Raw genomic sequence first — 22,470 nt, forward strand, 5'->3', positions numbered from 1 at the left:
AACGAACCCAACCCTATGTGTTTTCCAGGGAAAACGGCTTCTTCTCGCCGGAAGGAAATTCACGAAGTTAGTTCAACAGCGATGTCTGTGTCCCACAGTTAACATCGAAGCGCCAACTCTCGGACGACAGGACACAGCTGCGCTGCCTTCCACCGGCGTAAAAAAACGGCCCTGGGGTTCAGGGCCGTAGGTTGGGTTGGCTATGGCGTTCTTGCGAGTCTACAGACTCGTGGTTTCAAAGAGATCCCAGGGCGTTTTGGTTTTGGCGGTTTCTAAGAAGGCTTCAAAGACGCTGTCTCGAAGTTCCGCGGTACTCGCCTCTGGCTCAGCTGGGGCGATTTCAGTGGAGTCGCTGACGGTCCAGGATTCGTCGTCGACGAGGGCGTTTTCGACATCGTCGACTTCGTCGGTCGTGGTGGATGAAGGCAGCAACGACACCGATGACGTAGTGGTGGGTTCGTTGTCGCTCACATCACTGCCAGAGTCGTTGGAGGTAGAGTCGGTGTTCCCGACAGATGATGGCAGGCGGCGGGTACCCAAGCCGATTTGGCCGGTCATCAACTCGTGGGGGGTGATGGCGGCGTCGAGATCGCCGTAGCCGAGGATGTGGCCGAGTTCGTGCATCACCACCGTTAGCAGGTCGACACGTCCACTCGCATCACTGCCATTGGCGGAGAGTTCAGCGCCGGCGACGAAGGTGAACTCTTCATCGATCAGCGGGGTCATATCGACAAACCAACCGTGACCGAAGCCGTCGTCGTCGATAAGGATCACTTTGGAACCGGCCAGGCCAAGGGCGCCTTGGTCGTCGAGGTCGGTGATTTGGAACTCAATGTCAGTCAGTCCGGAGACGTCTTCCCCGGCGGCGGCGAGACGGATGATGGCGGCATTGATGATGCTTTCCAGGGCCACCGCCGATAGCGTGGCGGCTCCGTTACCGCCGTCACCGGCAAAGCTCAGTGGAGCGGACGGGGGCAGACCGCCGGCGGATTCCGCGATGTCCAGACCATTGACCCACCAGCTGCCGCCAACGCCGCTGAGGGCGATGTCGATGCGACCATCGGCGTTCTGATCGCTGATGCCAAGCAGCGTGACGGTAGTGAAATTATTCGCCCCAACGGCCGGCGAAACGGCCACAAATGCACCGCCTTCTACCGAGACTTGCACTTGCGTCGGCACGAAGCGAGAACCGACATACACGCGGAGATCGTAGTTGGTCCCGATGTCGGCACTGACTTGGAAAGTTCCTGGGGCACTCCCGCGGGCTCCGTCCCGACGCAACAATGGCGTGGCCGAGTTCGCGGCGTAGAAGTCGAACGGCGAGACCGTGGCTTGCCAGCCGAAGTCTCCGTTGTACAAGTTATTGTGGGCCACCGCCGTGAAGTCGGTGGCGGTCAGGCCGCTGGCACCTTGGTTGAAGTCGAATCGTCGAGGCGGAGCGCCGGCAAACGCGGTGAAGTCGATCGTGGTTGAATCAGCCACTGAGCCGTCCACCGCGAGCACGTTCACCGTCGCCGTCACGTCCATATCCGAAGCCGGTCGGCGAATGTCGATTGTGAAGTTGCCGGCGGCGTCAACGAACACTTGGTGACCAGCGTAAGCCGCCGACGCATCGTTGACCAACTCGCCGAGGTCTGTGGTCACGGTGAGATACATTTCTCCGTCGGCCGGCGGCGTCGCGGTTTGACCGGTGATCTGATCGATCGTGGTGCCGTCAGCCTGATCGTTCCCGTTGCCGCGGACCACGTTGGTGTTCACGATGCCCTCTTGCATCGAGCGAATTTCGATGCCGTTGACGACCCAGAACGACGCTGGTGCACTCAAGCCGAAGTTCAAGTCCAACACGCCTGCGGGACCGATAGTGACCTCGAAGGTGCCAGTGACGAACTCTCCAAACCCGGCATCCAAGTCCGGCAGCACTACAACGCCGTTGGCGGAAACTTCGACGTTTGGACGAGCGTTCGCGGAATCGCCTATGGTCACATTGACCGTGTACGTGCCTGGAGCCAGTTCCACGCGGAAGACCTGATCGACGTTGCTGAAGTGCGCATCCTGCCGCAGTTCCCCTTGCACGCTCTCGGCTTGCGGACCGCGGTCGTAGCCGCCAATCCCGACGCCGCCGACCCATCCATACCCGGTCCCCGGTGCAAACACCTGCGTCGGCAGCACGCCGTGGTAGGCGTCGTTGGCCGGGTCGCCCGCGGCACCGTTCGTCGGGGTGGCCGCCGGAATCTGCGTGGGACTGGCCAGCGTGGAGTTGAAGTCGAACAGCCGATCGGTCGGCGAAATGAAGTCCACTGCAACGCAACCGGTTTGGTCCCCACTAAGTTCCTCCATTTTGATGAACACCGTGCCACGACCGGCTGGGCTGATGATCGCATATTGGAACTCGCCGTTGGCATCGGCTTGAACCTGTACGCCGGCAACATCGGGATCGATGTCGAGTGCGGCGAGCACGGTGACATCAAGATCTGGTAAACCATCCAAACCGTTCGCATCGGAATCGATCGCGGCCGAGACCGTTACAACCGAATTCGCGGTAGCGTTGTAGCCGTTGAAATACCGCACGCTGCGACCGTCGGCGAGGAATGGTTCGTTGCCATCGCCGACATTCACCGCGTCGATTGGATCGGTCGGGCTATTCGGCACGACTTGAATAGCCGGGTCCGGGCTGCCGAACGTCAGCAACTCGCCGGGCCGGAACTCCAAGGCGTTGACCGAGAAGAAGGCCAAGCCCCCCAGGTCGTCGAAGGTGATATCCAACGTGTTGTCTTCGACGAGGACGGCAAACGTAACAGCCACGCTCTCACCAGCCAAACTGTCGATCTCCTCGATCAGAATCTGACCGGTGTCGCCGTTGCGAATTTGGATGTCGTCGAGTGCCGTGCCGTCGCCAAGTTTTGCGGAGACGAGATACCATCCGTTAGTCGCCACATCCGCTCGGAAGGTGTTCGGTCCGTTGCCCTTGTGACCGTCGCGGAAGGCGTCGTCGAAATTAGCCGTGGTCCCGGCTCCCAAATCGAAATCGTTCAACTCGCCCGGCATGCTCAGCCAACCGAAGCGAGTGCCCACTGGATCGGTCTCTACATAAAGCTTGTTCTGCGGGACCGACGTGTAACCAGCCTGGGTGATCGCGATGCTTCCGTTACTAGTTTTGTCGAAGTCGAACTTACCGACGTCCGAGCCGATCGGATCAAGCGGCAAATTTTCGATGCCGAAGAACGTCACGCCTTTGAACGGCATCGGCATGCCGCCATCGGTGAGAATCGTCTTGCCCTGAATCGCAAACGTGTTGCCGAGTGAATCGAAGTTGAGCGTATCTCCGGTGCGGGCGGGAACATCGTCTGGACCGGGACCGAACCCGGGCGAACCGCCGTCGACGAAGATCGTCGCCGTCTGCGACGGCTCGACATTCAGTATGTCGCCGTCGACGCCGCCGTTGGCGAAGATTGAAAGTTGCTCCACGCCCGGCGAATACGTCACGATCTCGTCCGTCGCCGGCATCACGCCGATCGCCTGCACCGTACCGCCGTCCTGACCGAGCACGTTGAACGTTTCGTCGACATCGCGGCCTTCCAGAATTACACGGTCATTGTTGGCCATTGCCGGACCGGCTTCAACGACGCTTACGGCATCGGCTCCTCCTGTGAGTCGACCAAACCAGATGTGGTAAAGGTCATTTCCTGCTCCCCCATCGAGCGAAGCGGAATCTGCGAGGTGCATCATCCCTGGGTTGAGAATGATCGTGTCATCATTCGCATCCCCGTTGACCATCACCCCGCCGACGGAATCATTGGAGTCAAGCGTTCCTAACAATGAGATCGTCGTTCCCGCTGCATCCGCGTTGCCAAAGTCGCCGTTGATCGTAATCGTTCCGGCTGTGGCGATCACATCGGAACTATCGGCGAGTGAAACGTCGTCTCCAGCTTGCAGCGTGATGTTACCGGTGGTGGAGACCACATCCACCATCGTGTTGACCGTGAGATCCTCGCCCCCGGCTGCGGAGTCAACCGTCGTCAAACTCACATCGTCAAACGCTTGCACGTCCTCCGCGACTGTCAGTGACCCCGTCGTCGTAATGCCGGCCTCACCACCGGCATCGACAGAAAGGCCGATCGGAAAACCGAGCGTTCCGGAGATATCGGTGAGAACCACATTACCGGTGTTATCGACGAAGACGTCGCCGGTGCTGGCCAGAGCCTGGAGTTCCGCAGCGGCGGTTTCGATGGGGTCGGCCAAGCTGCCGATGCCGGTCGGTCCGAACAAAATCGCTCGCAATGTGCCGCTACCGTGGTCGTCGACATCGAGATCGGTTCCCATGTCCGAGTCGACCACGGCCCCGAGGTTAGCGGAGACGAAGATCAAACTCGTCGACCGCAGCAAGCTGACGGAAATATCCTCCGAAGCGATGACAGTGATGTCCCCACCCCAAGCATCCACAACCGAACCGTCGGCCATTATGACTTCACCGAAATCGTCGATATCCGCGTCGGCGATGATTTCGATTTGGGGAATGTCAAAGAGATTCGCAATCGTGACGTTACTGCCCATTTCACTGTCGATCACAGCGTTTGCTGTTAGCTCGACATCGTTGTCAGCCTGAATGGAAATCAAGCCGTTGCCGCTGAGAATTGTGCTATCAATGGTGATATCGCCACCCATCGGCATTGGTACGCCGGTTTCCAATTCGATGTCGCCGCCGTTTGTTGTGCCGGTGCGGTTGGAGTCGATGACTTCACTAACGAGCAGATTGCCTGACTCGACGTAGATCGAAATGTCACCGCCACGTGAACTCACACCGATAGTCGCGGGGCCTTGGCCATTGGTAATGTTACCGACTTCCAAATCACCGGTGTTTTCCACCCAGAATCCACCGGTCGTCACTGTGCCGCCAGAACGGCCTTCCAGTTGGCTGACCGTCGTTTCTAGGAAGTTCATCCCAGAACCGACTGCGTTCGCAGCGAGCAGAATGGCCGATGCGGCGTTGACATCGTTCGCGTCGGTGCCGGCGTCCGTGATGGAACCGTTTGGTGCGGTGAGTTCAACATGTCCGGTGCCGGCGTCCACAAGACCGACCGGTAGATCCGCGGTAACATCTCGGGCGTAGATATTCCCACCGGCGGACGTCGCATCGAACCGAGTATTCGCGTTGATTTCCAAAGCTGTGTTAGAAGCGGCACCAATCTGACCGCTACCAGTGACTTCGACAATTACAATATCAGCCCGCACATCGCCGGGACCGCCAGGAACACCAATCAGATTTCCATTTTCCACGAGCAGATCGAACACGCTCGAACCACCGCCACCGGTCGAGCTATCCGTAACTTGCAGTCCACCGCCGGCATCGAGAATGTAGTAGTCATGGTTAGCACCGGTGTTGTTGATTTCCAACAGGGTTGCATTCAGTTCGAAGCGGTCGGCGGAACTTACGCCGATGTTGTTACCATTGCCCAAAGCCTCCAGCGTGATTTTGCCAGCCGTCAGGTTCGCCATACCGTCATCGGCGTTGTCGGTAATGTTTCCGGTGCGAGCTGTTAAAACAGCGTCGCCAGCGGTCGTGACATTCTGATTAACCACGATCGTCCCGGCGTCCACATTGAGATCAGCATTGACCAACTCGATCGTATTCGAGCCTTGGAACGTCACGGTATCATTAGTTCCAGTGTTGATCGTCAGGGAGTTGGTCGGTTTGGCAAACGTCGTGATTTCTGCGGCGTTTGAATCCGCCGTCAATGTGTCATCACCATTTTCGATAAGCGTCACGTTTTCCGCGGCCATGTTGGTGTAGTTCAGCACTACATTCATTACGTCGATGGTCGACGAGATGGGTTCGAGATCGGTGTAGAAGACCGTCGCGTTGCCATCAATGACGATGTTGCCGGCGGATTCGGAATCGAAGTTAAACGTGGCGTTCGTGAACGTGGTGCTGCCGTTGAGAACGATGTCGTCACCGGTTGTCTCGGTACCACCATTGAAGGTGATCGGCACTTTGAAATCGTTCGCCGAGTAATTGAAGATTGCCGTGTCGTTACCGGCCAATCCTTCCAACGTCAGGCTGCCCAGTGGGTCACCGGTATAGATTACATTGCCGTTGAGAATCACCTGCAATGTGTTCGTTCCGATTTGTTCAACTTCGAAGATATCGTCGTTTGCGGTTCCTTCGATCAGGGGATTGTTCCCGTCAAGCACCGTCAGAACGACATCGTTTCCATCGCCGCCGATGTAGGTGATTTGGTAAGTATCGGCTCCGGCTTGGAAGACTTCGCCTTCGTCGAGCCCAATGAACATTCCGACGATCGCATCGGCACCGTCATTGTCGATGATGGTATATTGATTGCCAATCGCGGGACTAGTCATCGCGCTCACGTTGAGCGTGGCTCCAGTCACATCGACGGCTCCGTCGACATCAAGCAAGTCAGAGACACCGTTGGTGGTAGTGACATCGACCTCGTAGGTTCCGCTCTCCGCATCGAGATCTCCGTCGACGAGGATAGTTGCCGCGGAACCTCCTGTCCCAGGGGAGATTGTGCCAGTGTTTGTGATGAGATCGCTCGATCCGGTTCCAACGTCGATCGTCCCATTGCCGGAGATGACATCGCCAGCGCTGAGGCTGAGTCCTTGATCGGCGATCAACGTACCACCTCCGAGCGTCGTAGACACGCCCAAAGTGGCAACATTCATATCGAGAAGTGTGACGGTGTTTCCGCCAACATTCAGAGTTCCTGTCGTGGAGAAACCAGCGTTGCTCGAAGCGTCTCCAAGGGTCAAGTTGCCGATGGCAGTAATCGTCGAAGTGCTTACCCCTGAGATATCGGCAGTGATCATGCCGTCAATGTTGGCATCAGCATTCGCTTCGAAGTTGACAGTTCCTGCGGTTCCGTTGACCGTCTCAATGTAGACGCCCGCTAGCACATTGACTGTGCCACCGGCATCGACAGCGTCGAGAGCTTCTTGAATCCGTCCGGCAGGGCCCGTCTGGAAGCCCAGGGCGGTGACATTAAGTTCAGAGAAGTCGCCTTGGAAACCTGGAGCCATGCCGTCCTGGTCTACGCCAAATTCGAGGAAATAGGTGAAGTCAGTCGGTCCTTCGGTCAATGCAAGGATTTCATTGGGATCGACGGTGCTCCAAAAATTCCCAGAGGCGTTCAACGCTGTGGTTTGATCACCTTGATGGCGGGTAGCACGGGCGTCGGTTCGAACGCCGCCGTTAATGAAGGTGTTCTCGAAGAGCGTAATTGTGGAGGCGTCGATTCCAATGCCGTCGGGAGCACGCAATCGCAATCCATGTGTCGGTATCGAGGCTCCGGAAACATCATTGAAGTGAATAATGTTATTGGCGATTAGAACGGTGTCGGAAACCGTCGTAGTGAACTGCCCGCCCCAAAGTTCAAAGGCTTGCCCAAAGAAGCCAGGGAAAGCAGTAATTTGTTCAAACTCGTTCCGTAAGACCTCGCCGTTGACAATTCCAACTTGGAACGCCGTGAAGAAGAGGTCATGGAAATAATTATCGCGGATGGAAATGTTTCCACCTTTCCCGACATTGATTCCTCGACCGATACCAGACGTTCCGCCGATAGTACCGTCAAATTCGTTCTGTTCTATGACGGCATTCACTAAGACAATATCGGTTCCTTGGAACAATGCATTACCCTCTTGGTTGAAGAGGTTGTTCGCGATTCGCAAGCCGTCATAGTTTGCTCCGCCGCCAGTTGCTCCGCCCAGAAGAATCGCAGGCGCCGAACCTGTCGTTTGAAACAGATTGAAGTCGACCTTCAAATCCGATGTATCGCCGCCTTGGAATTGCACCACGCCTGAACCACCCGGCGTGCCTGTGTTAGTGAAGATGTTGTTCGTGATATGCAAGTTATCGATATCAAAACCTTGATCATCAATAACGCGAGAGCCGGTACCCTGAAAACGGAACCCGTCGATTGTGATGTCGGTCGCCTGTGGTTGGAATGCAAAAAATCCATTGTGTTGGATGATCGATTCCGCTGCCCGAGTTCCCACGGTTTCCGTCGTATTCACCCCAACTGCCGGGTGCACACCAGCATTTGCACCACTGAGCGTAACCGACTTATCGATCACGTTGAGCCCGGAATAAGTCCCGGCATTCACGATGACGGTTCCGCCCGCTGCGACGGCGTCGACGCCTTCTTGAATAGTTGCGAAGGAGTCAACACCGAAGGACGTCGCTGGCCCAGCTCCATCGGGATCGTCACCTGGAGTGGTCCCGGCGAAGTCGTCGTCGACGTAAACTACGGTCAACGCAGGGGCACCTTCGAGGACCACGTCGTTGCCGTCGCCACCGTTGTAGAAGATGCGGAACTGTTCGCCATTGATTGTGACGAAGGCACCATTTGCAAGGCCGTCGAACGTTCCCGTGACGGCATCGACGTCGTCGTTATCGATGATAACCAACGTATCGCCGACCATTACGCCGGACACCATTCCCGAAGTTTGTAGCGTCGCCCCACCGAGATCCACGGTGCCATTGACAACATATTGATCGTAGTCGGTCCCTGCTGTCGTAACACCGTCAACTTCGACGTCGAGAATCGAGCCGCTCGTTAGTGTCAGATCGCCACTGGTCATCGTGCCAGGACTGGTTCCGGCTGCGAGCGTGGCTCCCGCAACGGAGGCAGTCAAGGTGCCGTCGATCGTTGGTTCGCCAGCCAAGGTCACGGCCTGGTTGACATCGATGTTCTCGACATAGGTCGGCGTGGTTATCACCACCGTGACCGTATCGCCTGGCATTGCCGCATCGATCGCGTCTTGAATACTCTCATACAAGTTCCGATTGCTAGAAACTCGCACGCCGCCATCGAATGTATTGTTGTTCTGAATAGCATCGAGATCAACAGCGAGTGCTGGTGCTCCGACTTGCCGGAAATTGTTCGTGAAGACGTTGCCAGTGACAGTCGCATCTTCGGACGATTGCGGGAAGAACGTGTCATCGAAGAAGAACAGGCCGACATTCGTATGGTTCTCGAAGGTGTTACCAATCACTTCGCCACCAGGTTGACGGAAGTTGAGAGCCGCACCACTCGCATTATTGATGAACGTGTTACCGTTGACCTTTGAAGTGCCATCAAGATTTCCGGCGTTGATCCCCAGGCTCCCGGGTGTCTCAAACCGGTTATTTAGAATCTCGATTCCGTCGGCGGTGAAAGTTGCGGGGTTTTCGGAGATGAACAAGCCGTTGTTCTTCGCCTGAATCACGTTGTCAGTGATGTCAAAATTATCGAAGAGAATCGTTGCGAATTGGCCGGTCATCACGATCCCGCGAGCAGTATTGTCGTCGGTAACATCGATCAAGTTATTTGCGATCGTGACGTTGCTGATCGTGGCGTTATCCGTTGAGTCGGGACCGCCACCAACTTTCTCACCAAACACAATCCCATTGACTTGATTGCCGGAAACAAGCACTTCATGAATGAAGTTGTTCTGAATCGTGATATTGCTGCGAGTCGATACCCCAGGCGCGGAGTTTGTCGGTCGCACGTTGATGCCATCACGAGTGAGCCCGGTGATTTCAAAACCATCGATCGTGACATCGTCGGCCTGGACCTCAATCCCGAACGAAGAACTCGGGTCGATGATACTTTCCAAGCCACGTCCGACATCATCACCGGCGGTTCCAACGTTCGCTCCTGCCAAAATGATCGACTTGGTAATAACGAGGTCTTCCGCGAAAGTTCCCGCGGCGACGTTGATCGTGTCTCCACTCGCTGCCGCGACATCAATGGCGTCTTGAATGCTGGCAAATGCATTTGTTCCGAAGATCAACCCCGCAACTGGACCACTGGGGTGTGTACTTGCCGTGTCCCACGTGACTTCGTCGCCATCATCAAGTCCAGGGGCACCTTGATCGTTCGTAATCACGAAGTCGGCGGCGTTGTCGACGAAGAACGTGGTCAGCAGAGTCCGGTCTTCAAGTTTTTCGATCTGAGCAAGGTTAGCAGCGGGGTGTCGGAATCGACGTTGGTCACTTCGGTGTGTGCGACGAGTACGGCGAGCGGGAGCCAAGTTCATCAGCCAGTCGGTCAGTAGCATGAGAGTCTTCCTTTTGGGGGCCAATACCACGTCGCGCGGAGGAGTGGTCGCGGCATTGGCTGCTAGGGGTCGCAATATGTGTGGGAGAGAGACGCAACAAGTTTCTAAATTGACGTTGAGTTTACTTTTGAAATAGGGGCTCCCAATAGATTCACACGCAACATGAGAATCGGTGGGAGCCGTATGAGCAGGGATCGGTCAGCGGGCGGCCACGACAGATGGGGCCGTCGATCCCAAGGTTATGAGAGCGGAGTTGATTGGCTTCGAGCGATCGAAGTTGCAGACCATCTGGGCCCGCAAAACGATCAAGGGTTAGACTTGACGCGTTCACAACAAAACTCCGTTTCAGGCCTTCACGTCGATCGCAAATTCAGGCCATTTTGTGGCCGCTTGTTACCAAGCGTTTCCTTGCGTGTTTCCGAATGGTTGCGCTTTTCGCGGAAGCAGGGCTTCCTGTTTTTGCAGGATGTCCCATTCGGCCTAGTTTCAACAGTATCAACCACTGCGGCGTTTGCAATCTTGCGAAGGGAATTTTTGATGTCGGTCCGTCCAGCAATTGCTGTGCCGCTTCGTCAGCCGCATTGAGTTGCCACAAGTCGATTTTCTTAAGAGATATTTCAAGTCGTGTCGTCGTAATGTGTTATCTTGAAATGGTTTACAAAGGTGTTGTGGTACGGTGTGACTCGTCTTCGCGCGATGGCGGTTGCTGGTTATACTTCCTGGCCGCGGGTACCGCGAGTGGTGAACACCGAGGTGGGTTGAACTGGCGAGCTGGGAAAGGATGCCCAATGCGATCAATTACTGTGATGAATCAGAAGGGCGGCGTTGGCAAGACAACTTCAAGCGTCAACTTGGCGGCGGCGTTGGCAAAAATGGATCGACGAGTCTGCGTGATTGATCTCGATCCGCAGGGCCATGCTTCGATTCACCTGGGAATCGAAGCCTTCGATGACACGCCAACCGTTTACGACGTGTTTGCCGGGGCCCGCACGATTACCTCGGCTCGCCAAATGGTGGCGTCGAATTTGTGGGTGGTGCCAGCGAACATCGATCTGGCGGCGGCCGAAGTCGAACTGGCGGACACCGCCAACCGCGAGCGAATCCTCGATGCCGCCCTGAACACGCCGGAAGTCGCCGGGCAGTTTGATTACATCATCATGGATTGCCCACCGTCACTCGGCGTCCTGACGATCAACGCGTTGACGGCGACGAAAGAAGTCTTCATTCCGCTACAGCCACACTTCTTCGCGCTCCAAGGTTTGTCAAAGTTATTTGAAACAACCGCCCTTGTTCGCAGCCGACTCAACCGCGAATTGCGAGTGACCGGGGTGATGCTTTGTCTCTATGAAACCGGGACTCGACTCGCGGCGGATGTGACCGACGACTTGAAAACTTTCCTCGATGGCAGCGCTCCCGACGCTCCCTGGGCGAACGCACAAATCTTCGCTACGAAAATTCGACGGAATATTAAGTTGGCCGAGGCTCCGAGTTTCGGACAGTCGATCTTCGAGTACGCACCGAGCTGTCCCGGTTCCCAAGACTACGGTGCGTTGGCGGAGGAAGTGATCGCGGCTGAATCTGCAGGGGTTCCCATGCCATTGGCCAACGCTGCCTAACGCCACCGCGTCATTTCACGTTTCTTCAAGCCATCGGGATTGACTCGATGGCTTTTTTGTTGGCCAGGATTGATCTTTGTGAAGAAATGAAGATGATGGAAATTTCAGGAATTTTCCGTCAAGATATCTTCACTGAATCATCATGCCGGCGACGCTGACAACCTCTGAAGTTCGTCGTCGTTCATTAGGCCAGAACGTCAAAGTCCTGGTGTGCTTGGCGACGATTCAGACAGTGTTCTACATGACGATGAACCATGTGCAATGGTTCCCGACGCGTCAACTTCCGCTGACTGCAATCGACGAATGGATTCCGTTCTGGCCATGGACGGTCATTCCTTATTTCGTGTTGTTGCTGGGAGGCGTCGTTCCGGTCCTGCTGGCACGTTACGATGAAACGATTCGCCGGGCGATCGTCGCTTATGCGATCTGCATTGCGATCATTCTGCCGATCTTCTTGTTTGTCCCGACACTCTGCCGACGACCGGATTTGATGACGTTGCCCGATCGGTGGGATGGACAACTCTTTCGCTGGCTCGCCGCGTTGGATTCGCCGGCGTGTGCGTTTCCCTCGTTACACATCGTATTGCCGACGATTTGCTGTTGGATCGCCGTTGTGGAACGGCATCGGTATGCGGTTCCGTTTTGCCTTGCGGCCTTGGTATTGTCCGTGACAATCCTGACGACCAAACAGCATTCCGTTTGGGATTGGTGTGGCGGATTACTGATTGCTTGCTTCGCGTTATGGCTTTCCGGACGACTCACCGCTGGAGTCCCCAATTGTGTTTCCGGAGTTCGCGCAAGACGCTCGTTTAAGACGAGCCAAGTTCCTGAGACCGCTTCGTAGCAGCTTCGACGGCGTTCATCAACGAGGCCCGCACTCCCCCGCGTTCGAGCGTGTGCAAGCCGGCAATCGTGGTGCCTCCGGGACTGGTCACAGCATCCTTGAGCACGCCGGGGTGTTCGCCGGTTTCCAGCACCATGCGAGCGGCACCCAACAACGTCTGAGCGGCCAACTGCGTGGCGATCGCCCGGGGTAACCCCATGCGGACGCCGCCATCGCTGAGAGCTTCGATGATCTGATAAACGTAAGCCGGTCCGCTGCCTGATAGACCAGTCACAGCGTCTAACAAATTCTCCGGCACTTCGACGGCGATGCCCACGGTCTCTAACAGACTCTTGACCAACTCGGCATCTTCGCTTTTCGCATTGTCTCCCATCGCAAACGCCGAAGCACCGGCCCCGACTAGACAAGGGGTGTTCGGCATCACTCGAACAAGTCTTCGTTCTTGACCCAAAGCGGAGGCCATTGTCCTTAGTGGTACGCCGGCTGCGATGGAGACAATCAAATGAGAATCGGTGATGTGTGTTGCCAGTTCGCTCAGTACTCCACTCATATGTTGCGGTTTGACGGAAAGAAAAACGACGTCCGCGTTCTGAGCCAATTCAGCTAAGGTCTTAACGGTTTGCCCGCCGGTCGCTTCCTGAAAATTTTTCGAAGCCGCCGCAATGACATCCGTTCCGAACAGGGACGAACCATCGACCAAACCCGCCGACCGTAGTCCAGTGGCCAGTGATGTCGCCATTCGTCCGGTGCCAATAAATCCAACACGTTGAGTCTGCGTCATGATGTCAATTGTTTAATTCGTAAGGTGTGTTGTGTGCGTTTGGGCATGTGTGAAATTGCAAGGAACACGAACTATTACAAAGAGAGAAGTTGTGTGCCACTGCTAGCTTGCCTAGCAATGCGAGTGATCAGCGGTCCGGGAGTCGCTAGAAACACTTCTGGACAAGCCTGCAGTGGCACCCGTTGACGCCAGTAGTGGCACCGTTAACGCTAACCAATGCGAAATCGTATGTGACGCAACTCTTTTCAGCATGGAATAGTCCCGCGTCACGACACACTCGATAGCGAACACAAATCTAACGAGACGATATTGGTTTCCCGTACGCGTCGACTTCATGATGAACTCGTGGGGAAAGTGGGGGTTGCATCATGCGGTCGATTGCTGACTGCAACTTGGCTTTCGCAGCACGGGCCTCATTGGAAAGATTCTCGGCATCAAGTGCAACCTCGTGAAATCCGTCCCCCTCGATGTGGAAGAAGTTTCCATCGGAAAACAGTTTGTACCGGTGATCCAATGCGAATACATGACGCGAGAACTTCGCCTTGTCCCAACCCGGTCGCGGATCGTACCAGAAGAAAGCCCATTCGCGAGGTTGACCGGTTTGGCCAAATAACTGCGACGCAAAACTGACCCCGTCGATTTGCCAACCTTTGGGAACCTTTGTGTTCGCTAATTCCGCGAGCGTGGGGAGAAAATCGGATGGATCGATGAGGTCGTCACACACACCCGCTTCGATTTTGCCCGGCCACCATGCGATCAACGGCACACGAATCCCGTTCTGAGTGACGGCCCCTTTCCCACCGGGGATGGTCTGGCCGCGAAACTCCGACTCGATTTGCCGGTCCGTGCCATTGTCCGAGTAGAACAGAATAAGGGTGCGGTCTTTCAAACCGAGTTTCTCGATGCCAGTGACTAACTTTTTGACCGTATGATCCATGTAGGCGACCATATCCGGGAAGTATTTCGTATCTTCATCGAGTCGGCGGGCGGGATTTTTCCAATCGTCGGAATGCGGCGTCGGCACCATCGGCCAATGCGGAAGAGCCATCGGGTAATACACGAATTGCGGCTCGTTGCGGTTGCGTTTCATGAAGTCCAAAATGAAATCGACGGTCAGGTCTTCACCGTAGGCGTCGGCGACATCGACGTGAAGTTGGCCATTCCGCAAGAACGTGGGGTTTGCATACCGCGAGCCCTTATCCTCGGTTTCTTCGGCGTGGAACAGCGAGTATTCATCGAAGCCTGCGTCTTTGGGATGTGTGCCCGTACCGCGACGTTGATTGGCTCCCGGAAAGTCCAGAGGATCGTAACTCGTCAACTGCCATTTGCCAGCAAGACACGTTTTGTACCCGGCAGCACTCAGAAGATGCCCGAACGTTTTCTCTCCACGTGTGAGGATTCCGAAGGATTCCCAGTTCCGGTGGTTGTCTCGCCCGGTCATCAACTCTAATCGCGTCGGCGAACAGAGCGGCTGCGAATAGGCATGTGTGAATCGCAAACCTGTGCGTGCCAATTCATCGAGAAACGGCGTCTGATAAGACGTGCCTCCGTAACTCCCTAGGCACTCGATTCCCAGATCGTCTGCCATGATGAGCACGATGTTCGGCCGGTTGTGTTCGTCGGCGGCGTGTGTGACGTCCGCAAATTGAGCGAACAGAAGCAGCGTCATTAAGAACGAAAGATCGCACCGAGATTTGTGGAACAGTCGAGACATAGATTTCTCGAATCGGGTTGAGCACTGAACTGGAAAACAGAATGCCGTCGTCAAAACCGAAGCTCGCACGACGAACTTTCTCGATTCATCAGTATGAACGCTGGCAGTCGAATTACAATTCCGAAGGGCGTTGCCAATCGCCCCAGTTCGTGAGGTAATGCGCGTAAGCCCGATTGGTGGCGGCTTGTTCTTCGATCCAAGTTTTTGTTTCGCGGACGATTTCCTGTTCCTGATCCAGCGAGAGCTGCCCGGTCAATACGCGACTTCGCAGAAAGACGAAATACGTGTCCAGCACATCGCAGCGACAATAATCATTAATGGCCGCGAGTTCGCCGAGGTTGAACATGTCCTGAATCTTGGAACCGTCGATGCCCGTTTTACCGGGTTTGCCGATGATGTTTGCCAGTAGGTTCAAGCCACCCGTCATGCGGAAGGCGTTGAAGTTGGACATCAAATCCATCAGGTCGATGTGCGATGCTACGTTGTACCGATTGCGGGACTGATCAAAGGATTTCGCGTAAACATTGAACCATTCCGGCAACGCGATTCCATAGCGATACGCTGCCAATTCCATCACCGGCATGTCGTATCCACGACCGTTGAACGTCACAAAGACCGGATGCTGGTAATGCTTCCAACCTTGCCAAAACTTCCGCGCGATGGCGCTGGGCCGGTAATCGGGGGCATCGAGTGCGGTCAGATCGATCAGCCGAAACGACTCGTCAATCTTCGCCACCGCGACGGCACACGGAAGCATATAAGTGGGAGCCATCACGTCTTTGCCGTATTGTTCCATCAATTCGGCACGATACCGAGAGACGGCTTCCTCGTCGGAAAGTTCTTCGTCAGGGTAGCGAACTTTGCTAATCAATCCCCCGTCGGCTACGGCCTCAACATCGAAGACCAAGTAAGCCACGCGGGAAGAATCGGTATCCATAACGGATGGTTCCCTAATACGGCCATCGCCGCCACCAAATTCGAACAACCGCTTGGAAACACTTCCGTTGGTCGCTCCGAAGATGTGCACAACACGCACACCACACAGCATAAGACTCTAACCAGTGGACCAGACGCGGACAACGGGGTTGCTTCCGGCGAACCATTGTTGCAGACTGTTCAGAAGGAATCCAAGTATCAATCAGGACGAAAATGTCGGGAATCAGGGCACAGGTTTCTGAGGAGCGGGAGACGTACATCTTGAGTTCAAGGGGTGTCGTCATTGTCTTCTGCATCCTCTCGCCTGCGATCTGTTTCATTCTCAAAGCGTCAGTCCGAATTCCTAATTTGTAGAACGCCGCATGGACACCGCCTCGACTGCTCGTGAAGCCGGCTTGATGAAGCTCGTTGAACTGACGTGCGATCTAGCGGCGTTGCACCATTTGGATGTCATTCTGCGGACGGTCACGACGGGAGCGTGTGCGGCTCTGAACTGTGATCGAGCCAGCTTGTTTCTCTACGATCGAAACAACGAGGAAATCTACACGCGGATTGTCACCGAATTGGAGATCGCGGAAATCCGAGTGCCACTCGGGAAGGGAATCGCAGGCTGGGCGGCTCAGCAGCGACAACTTGTGCGTGTCGACGATCCCTATGCCGATGAACGCTTCAATCCCGAGTTCGATCGCAAGACTGGGTATCGCACCAAGAATGTGTTGGCTGCTCCCTTGTTTTCGCGAGTGGATGGGCACTTGGTTGGTGTGTTGCAGTTACTCAATCGGGAGACCGTCGCTTTCGGGGATTCCGACGAACAATTACTCTCTGCCTTCGCAGCACACGCCGCTTCCGCGATCGAACGACATCAATTGTTAGCTCAAGCGAAAATCTCGCAGGAGTTGCAGTTGGCGATTGAAGTCGGACGACGCATTCAATCCAGTTTTCTGCCCGACCGGTTGCCGAACATCCCTGGCTATGAAGTGGCGGCTTGGTGGGAACCGGCGGAATCCGTTAGCGGCGATTATTATGATGTGCTGACGCTGCCCGATGGTCGCATTGGGTTTGTCATGGCGGACGTCAGCGGTCATGGCGTGGGACCAAGTCTAATCATGGCGAGTGTCCGCGCGATGTTGCGGGTGATGACCAAGTCGAATTCCGATCCAGCCGATATTCTGAATCAACTCGGTCCCCTGATCTACCCCGACCTGGGCGACAGCCGATTCATCACCGGCTTGTTCGCAGCGTTAGATCCGACTTCGCACGTTCTGAGTTTTGCGAACGCCGGGCATGGACCGGTGTTTTTGTTTCGTCGGGAGTCGCGAACGTTCGATACCCTCGATGCCACAGGGTTGCCGTTGGGGGTGGTGTCTGACTTTGAATACGACGCCGGGGAACCACGCCAGTTCGCTGCGGGGGACATCCTCGTGTTAATGACCGACGGTGCATGGGAACTCGCCGACGACAACAACAAACCGTTCGGGGCCGATCGCATCCAACAACTCATTCAGGACCACGCCGACCAATCCGCCACGGAATTGTTGGCCATTCTTCGCGAACGCATCTTGGCACACAATCCCAAAAAGTTGCCACCGGACGATGTGACGATTCTCTTGCTCAAACGCACGTCGGGTGAGTGACGAGGTGAGACGGGAATCCTCGGTGCGTTTGCGGTTTTCGATCCGATCGCGGTAGCATGAACCGACTCGGTATCTTGACCTTTCGTTCCAAGGAGTCGGTAAATGTTGCTGAATGCTTCCACTTGGCGAGTGCGTCTCGTCGCGTGTTTGTCGATCTGTTTGACGACGTTGTTGGCATCCGCCTCGGCGGAGGAACTTCCCGAACCGCTGGCGAAAATCGAGTTGGCGGACGGCGACACCCTGGTGTTCCTCGGCGACAGCATCACGCACCAGTGTCTTTACACGCAGTATGTGGAAGACTTTTTCTTCACTCGGTATCCGCAAGCAAACATTCGCTTTCACAATGCCGGTGTCGGCGGTGCGAAAGCGTGGGACGCGTTACAGCGGTTTGATCGGGACGTGGCTAACTTCAAACCGAAGTACGTCACAGTTCTCTTGGGGATGAATGATGGACGGTATCAGCCGTTCAATCAGGAAGTGTTCGACACCTACAAAACCGATATGACGGAAGTCGTCGAGCAGATCAAAGAAACCGGCGCCAAACCAGTGTTGATGACGCCGACCATGTTCGATGCCCGCGCCCGTTTGCTGCGTGACCCGAAAGCGTCCGGCGGCGCGATGGAAGAGTATAACGCAGTGCTGGCGTATTACGGTCAATGGCTGCAACGACAAGCGATGAAGAACGGTTATGGCTTCGTCGACATGCACGGTCCGCTCAACAATTTGACGATCGAAGCTCGCAAGACCGATCCGAATTTCACCATGATCGCCGATGCCGTTCATCCCGGCCCGAACGGGCAACTCGTGATGGCATTCGCAATCATCAACGATATGGGCCTGCGAAAACCACTGTCGAGTATTCGCGTTTCTCAAGGTCCGAAAGGCAAACCTGTCAGCCGAGTTTCCGGTGGCAAATTGACTGATTTGCGGATCGAAGATGATGGCCTCTCCTTCACTTGGACGGCCGATGCGTTACCGTGGGTCCTGCCGGAAGAAGCGCAGGAAGGTGCGAAAATGCTGCATCTTGGTCACAAAGCGAGTCGGGAAGCCTTGGAAGTTCACGACTTGCCCGCCGGTTCCTATCAATTGACGATCGATGACCAAGTGGTCGGTGTGTATTCGGCTCAGCAACTGGCTCGGCACATTGAACTGCAGGAAAACCCAAAGACTCCGCAGTATCAGCAAGCGATGCAAGTCGCCGAACTCAACAAGCAACGCAACGCGGGACCGATCCGCAGCATGCGGGGGGAATGGTCGCGGTTCCAACAATACGCCCGCGTCAAACAGCAAGTTGCCGATGCGCCGAACGAGGCGAACCAGAAGCAACTTGAAACATTGACCAAACAGACCGAAGGCATGGACGAGCGAGTTGCCAAACTCAACGAAGAGATCGAACAACTCGCCGCCGAAATCCGTGAAGTCGCCCAACCGAAGCCGCACAAATACCGATTGGAAAAAGTGGAAGCCGCCAAGGTCTCCGGTCTTGTGACGTTGAACGGCGAACCCCTCGCCGGTGCTGCTGTCCGGTTCGTTCCGACCGGGGCGGCGGGCAGTATTGCGCGTGGTCGCACCAACAACGCCGGCAATTTTGTGGCCGTCAGCGGTGGGCTTCCTGGTGTGTTGCCCGGGGAGTATCAAGTTGTGATTGAGAAAGACGGCTTCGTTCCCGCGAAGTTCGCCAACGAGAAATCCAGCCCGCTTCGTTGCAACGTTGTTGTCGGTAAGAACGATCTGCAATTCGAGTTGCAGAAGTAACGTCAGTGAGTCAGAACTCGGGTGCCACGGCTCTGTGAGCCGTGCCGAGTGACGTGCCTAGAGAAACACGGCTCATAGAGCCGTGGCACCCTAGAACAACATAGTCATGTGTGCCGATGAGAAGTTGTTTCTTTCTGCTCGCCATTATTCTCATGTGTGCCTCTTCCGTTCACGCTGGGAAGTTCAATCGCCAGCTCGATGTCGGTGACAAAGCACCGTTATGGACCGAACTTCCCGGCACGGACGGAAAAACGCATTCACTCGCAGACGACAGAAAATCGTCGGTTGTGGTGGTTGCGTTTATTGCGAATCACTGTCCGATGGCCACCGCGTATTTGCCCCGCTGGAAAAAGCTGGTTGCGGATTTCGACGACAAGGATGTGACCTGTGTGGCTATCAGTAGCAGTCGGTTTGCGGCTGATTCACTGGAACACATGAAAACACATGCGAAGAAGCACGGCTTCACCTTCGATTATCTCCACGACGGTTCGCAGAAAATCGGTCGTGCCTATGGCGTGTTTCGAACGCCGACGTTCTTTGTGCTGGATGCACAGCGGCGTGTCCGTTACATGGGAGCATTCGACAACCATCAAGACGTGACACGCGTTGAGTATCACTACCTGCGGGATGCGATCGAAGCGGTTTTGCAGAAACGCGATCCAGAAGTTGCGGAGACGTTGCCGTTCGGCTGCGAAATCGAGTACCCTGCAGACTCGGCGGACTGACCCGTCACACAGTCTTATTTCAGGAGGAAAACTATGCACGGACGCCACGTTATTTGTTCCCTACTCGTCGGTTGGATTCTACTCGCGAGCTTTTCGAAGCCGGTATTCAGTGCCGATGACCAGCCGATCACCGTCAAGGTCGTTACGCCGCAGCAGTTCAAAGCCGAACTGGTGAAACATAAGGGCAAGGTCATTCTGATCGACTACTGGGCAACTTGGTGCATTCCCTGTCTGAAAGGTTTCCCGACCACCGTCGAATGGCATGAGAAATACAAAGCTCATGATTTGGTTGTGATTTCGGTGAGCATGGACGAACCGGATCAAGAAACTCAGGAACAAGCCCTCAAGTTTCTCAAGGCGAAAAAGGCGACGTTCACGAACTTGATGAGCAGTCTCGGTAGCGACGAAGACGGCATGAAACAATTCGGCGTGCCCGATGGTGCGTTGCCTCACTACAAAATCTTGAATCGCAAGCTGCAAGTGGCGGCTCAGTTCAGCGACGAAGATGGCAACGGCATTGCCCATGAAGCCGTCGAAGCGGCGATCCGCAAAGAGCTGCAAAAGAAGTAACTCGCCTTTTCACAATCTCTCTCTCATGAGGAACACCGGTGGCTGACTCGCCTGATTCCAAATCGTTGCCGATTACCAGCGGCGGGTCCGTGCCGGTGTTTGATTGTCGCGTGTTCGTCTCCCAACCGGACGGCAGTGGCCCGGTCGTTGCGCGGTGCGTGAACCTGCCGGATGTTCAAGGATCAGGTCCCAGCGAGCGAGACGCCTTGCGGAAAGTGGTCGACGCATTCAAAGCGATCGTACAAGACTACCACACCCGCGGCGAAGCGATCCCGTTCATCGAGTCCGACGCCAAACCCGGCCCCAACGAACAAGAACGCTGGATTCCGGTGCATCTGTAGGGAACCTCGGCTTTTAAGCGTACAACCCGTGGATCGGTGTGCCTTCGGCGATTTTGTAGGGGCGACCGGTGGGATCGGTGTAGTGAGCGGCCGGGTCGATGCCGAGCGCTGCGAAGATGGTCGCGGTGAGGTCCCAGGGGCCGTACGACTGCGATTTCGGATACGCTCCCAACTTGTCCGACGCACCCAAGACGCCGCCCCGCGCGACCCCTGCACCGGCCGCCATCACCGAGTAACACGCGGCCCAGTGTTTGCGACCGGGCGAAGCGCCCGCAAAACGCGGTTCCAAGGCAACAAGCGGTGCTCGACCGAATTCCCCGAAACACAGCACGAGGGTTTCATCGAGCAGACCACGATTTTCCAAGTCTTCCAACAACGCGGATAGGCTTTGATCGAACCGTGGCAACAAGCGATTTTCCAGGGCATCGAAAATGTCGTTGTGGGTATCCCAGCCGTAGAATTCGGTAGTGTCGGGGTGCATGTCCTGACCGCGACTATGATGGTTCCAAATGACCGTGATCAACGGCACTTCCGCCTCGACTAACCGTCGCGCGAGCAGACACGCCTGACCGGAACGATTATGGCCATAGCGTTCTCGCAGCTCAACCGGTTCGCGGGACAGATCAAACGCCAACCGCGTCTTCGGTTCGGCGAGCATACGTTGCGCCTGATCGTACAAGCCGGCCAAGTCGGAGGCTTCCGAATTGCGTTCCCACTGACGCCGTGTTCCGTCGAGAGTTTCCACCAGCGACTGTCGTCGCGAAAGCCGAGATAGGGGCAAATCCAGTTGCGGAGCCAATCCCGGCACAACGGCGGTTTCGTGCGTGACATCGCCAACCGTGAGCGGATCAAACTCTCGCCCAAGGAATCCGCCAAACTGACCCGGGGCAATGTTATTCGGTGCGATGATAGCCGGCCCGTTCACATGCACCGCAGGTTCCACGAAAGCCGAACTCGGTCGGACTCGCTTCAAGATTGCACTGTGACAAGGGTAATCCGTCGGCTGTGGCGGCGGGTTCGAAGACCGGCGAGTGTGGTAATGGCCGGTCAGACTTAAGTACGCCGCCGATCCGTGATCCAAGTCCTCGTGGGACATACTACGAACGACGGTCATGCGGTCGGCGAGTTTCGCCAAGCGGGGCATATGTTCGCCGAAGAAAAGACCAGGCACACTTGTCGGGATTGTTCCGAAGACGCCCCGAACTTCGGCCGGTGCGTCGGGTTTCGGGTCCCACATGTCGATGTGGCTTTGTCCGCCGCTGGCAAAGATCAACACGACCGACTTCGCTTTGCCGAACCCCGGACCCCGCAACGCCGGTTCGCTGGCTCGACTCACATTTGCCAAGCCCGCTCCGAGACCGGCCGCACCGATCCGCAACCATTCGCGTCGGGTCCAACGGCCATTCCGTGTGGAAGTGTTTTCGGTCAGCTGTAACATGGGTTCGAATTCAAAGAAGACATCGCAAGTGTTGGGGCGCGTTTTCCTTTTCGATCAACA

At 55.8% G+C, this 22,470-nt stretch carries 12 protein-coding genes; 7 read left to right on the top strand and 5 right to left on the bottom strand.

Annotation, left to right across the window (positions count from 1 at the left end):
- Positions 1 to 219: 219 nt before the first annotated feature.
- Complete coding sequence (locus AC5DDB_RS24910; RefSeq protein ID WP_491742469.1) at positions 220 to 10,056, bottom strand: hypothetical protein; 9,837 nt, start codon at positions 10,054 to 10,056, stop codon at positions 220 to 222.
- Positions 10,057 to 10,844: 788 nt separating this feature from the next.
- Here AC5DDB_RS24910 and AC5DDB_RS24915 point away from each other — a divergent pair.
- Both AC5DDB_RS24915 and AC5DDB_RS24920 read left to right on the top strand, forming a co-directional pair.
- Entirely contained in the window at positions 10,845 to 11,672 is an 828-nt protein-coding gene (locus AC5DDB_RS24915; RefSeq protein WP_491742470.1) for a ParA family protein, read from the top strand.
- A 142-nt stretch (positions 11,673 to 11,814) separates the two neighbouring features.
- On the top strand, positions 11,815 to 12,516 hold the full coding sequence (locus AC5DDB_RS24920) for a phosphatase PAP2 family protein (protein WP_491742471.1): 702 nt from the start codon (positions 11,815 to 11,817) through the stop codon (positions 12,514 to 12,516).
- On the opposite strand, the gene proC is transcribed toward AC5DDB_RS24920, so the two are convergent.
- The 3 genes from proC to AC5DDB_RS24935 all read right to left on the bottom strand — a co-directional run bounded on the left by proC (position 12,482) and on the right by AC5DDB_RS24935 (position 15,948).
- Positions 12,482 to 13,297, bottom strand: coding sequence for a pyrroline-5-carboxylate reductase (gene proC / locus AC5DDB_RS24925; RefSeq protein WP_491742472.1), 816 nt, complete (start codon positions 13,295 to 13,297; stop codon positions 12,482 to 12,484). The two genes, AC5DDB_RS24920 and proC, sit on opposite strands and share 35 nt — an antisense overlap.
- A 295-nt stretch (positions 13,298 to 13,592) precedes the next feature.
- Positions 13,593 to 15,011 carry a sulfatase family protein gene (locus AC5DDB_RS24930; protein ID WP_491742473.1) on the bottom strand — a complete coding sequence of 473 codons (1,419 nt, stop codon included), beginning with the start codon at positions 15,009 to 15,011 and terminating at the stop codon, positions 13,593 to 13,595.
- 112 nt (positions 15,012 to 15,123) lie between these two features.
- On the bottom strand, positions 15,124 to 15,948 hold the full coding sequence (locus AC5DDB_RS24935) for a 3'-5' exonuclease (protein WP_491742474.1): 825 nt from the start codon (positions 15,946 to 15,948) through the stop codon (positions 15,124 to 15,126).
- Between the two features lie 361 nt (positions 15,949 to 16,309).
- On the opposite strand from AC5DDB_RS24935, the gene AC5DDB_RS24940 reads away from it, so the two are divergent.
- The 5 genes from AC5DDB_RS24940 to AC5DDB_RS24960 all read left to right on the top strand — a co-directional run bounded on the left by AC5DDB_RS24940 (position 16,310) and on the right by AC5DDB_RS24960 (position 20,972).
- Complete coding sequence (locus AC5DDB_RS24940) at positions 16,310 to 17,581, top strand: SpoIIE family protein phosphatase (RefSeq protein WP_491742475.1); 1,272 nt, start codon at positions 16,310 to 16,312, stop codon at positions 17,579 to 17,581.
- Positions 17,582 to 17,683: 102 nt separating this feature from the next.
- A complete protein-coding gene (locus AC5DDB_RS24945) occupies positions 17,684 to 19,336 on the top strand; it encodes a GDSL-type esterase/lipase family protein (protein WP_491742476.1) in 1,653 nt (550 codons plus the stop codon).
- A 116-nt stretch (positions 19,337 to 19,452) separates the two neighbouring features.
- Positions 19,453 to 20,061 carry a thioredoxin family protein gene (locus AC5DDB_RS24950; RefSeq protein ID WP_491742477.1) on the top strand — a complete coding sequence of 203 codons (609 nt, stop codon included), beginning with the start codon at positions 19,453 to 19,455 and terminating at the stop codon, positions 20,059 to 20,061.
- Positions 20,062 to 20,094: 33 nt separating this feature from the next.
- A complete protein-coding gene (locus tag AC5DDB_RS24955) occupies positions 20,095 to 20,631 on the top strand; it encodes a TlpA disulfide reductase family protein (protein ID WP_491742478.1) in 537 nt (178 codons plus the stop codon).
- A gap of 38 nt (positions 20,632 to 20,669) precedes the next feature.
- The gene (locus AC5DDB_RS24960) at positions 20,670 to 20,972 is read left to right on the top strand and encodes a hypothetical protein (RefSeq protein ID WP_491742479.1); all 303 of its coding nucleotides are present in this window, start codon (positions 20,670 to 20,672) and stop codon (positions 20,970 to 20,972) included.
- A 13-nt stretch (positions 20,973 to 20,985) separates the two neighbouring features.
- Here the strand turns inward: AC5DDB_RS24960 and AC5DDB_RS24965 are convergent, their stop codons facing one another.
- Entirely contained in the window at positions 20,986 to 22,410 is a 1,425-nt protein-coding gene (locus AC5DDB_RS24965) for a DUF1501 domain-containing protein (RefSeq protein ID WP_491742480.1), read from the bottom strand.
- Positions 22,411 to 22,470 lie beyond the last annotated feature (60 nt).

This window comes from Thalassoroseus sp. (assembly GCF_984380535.1).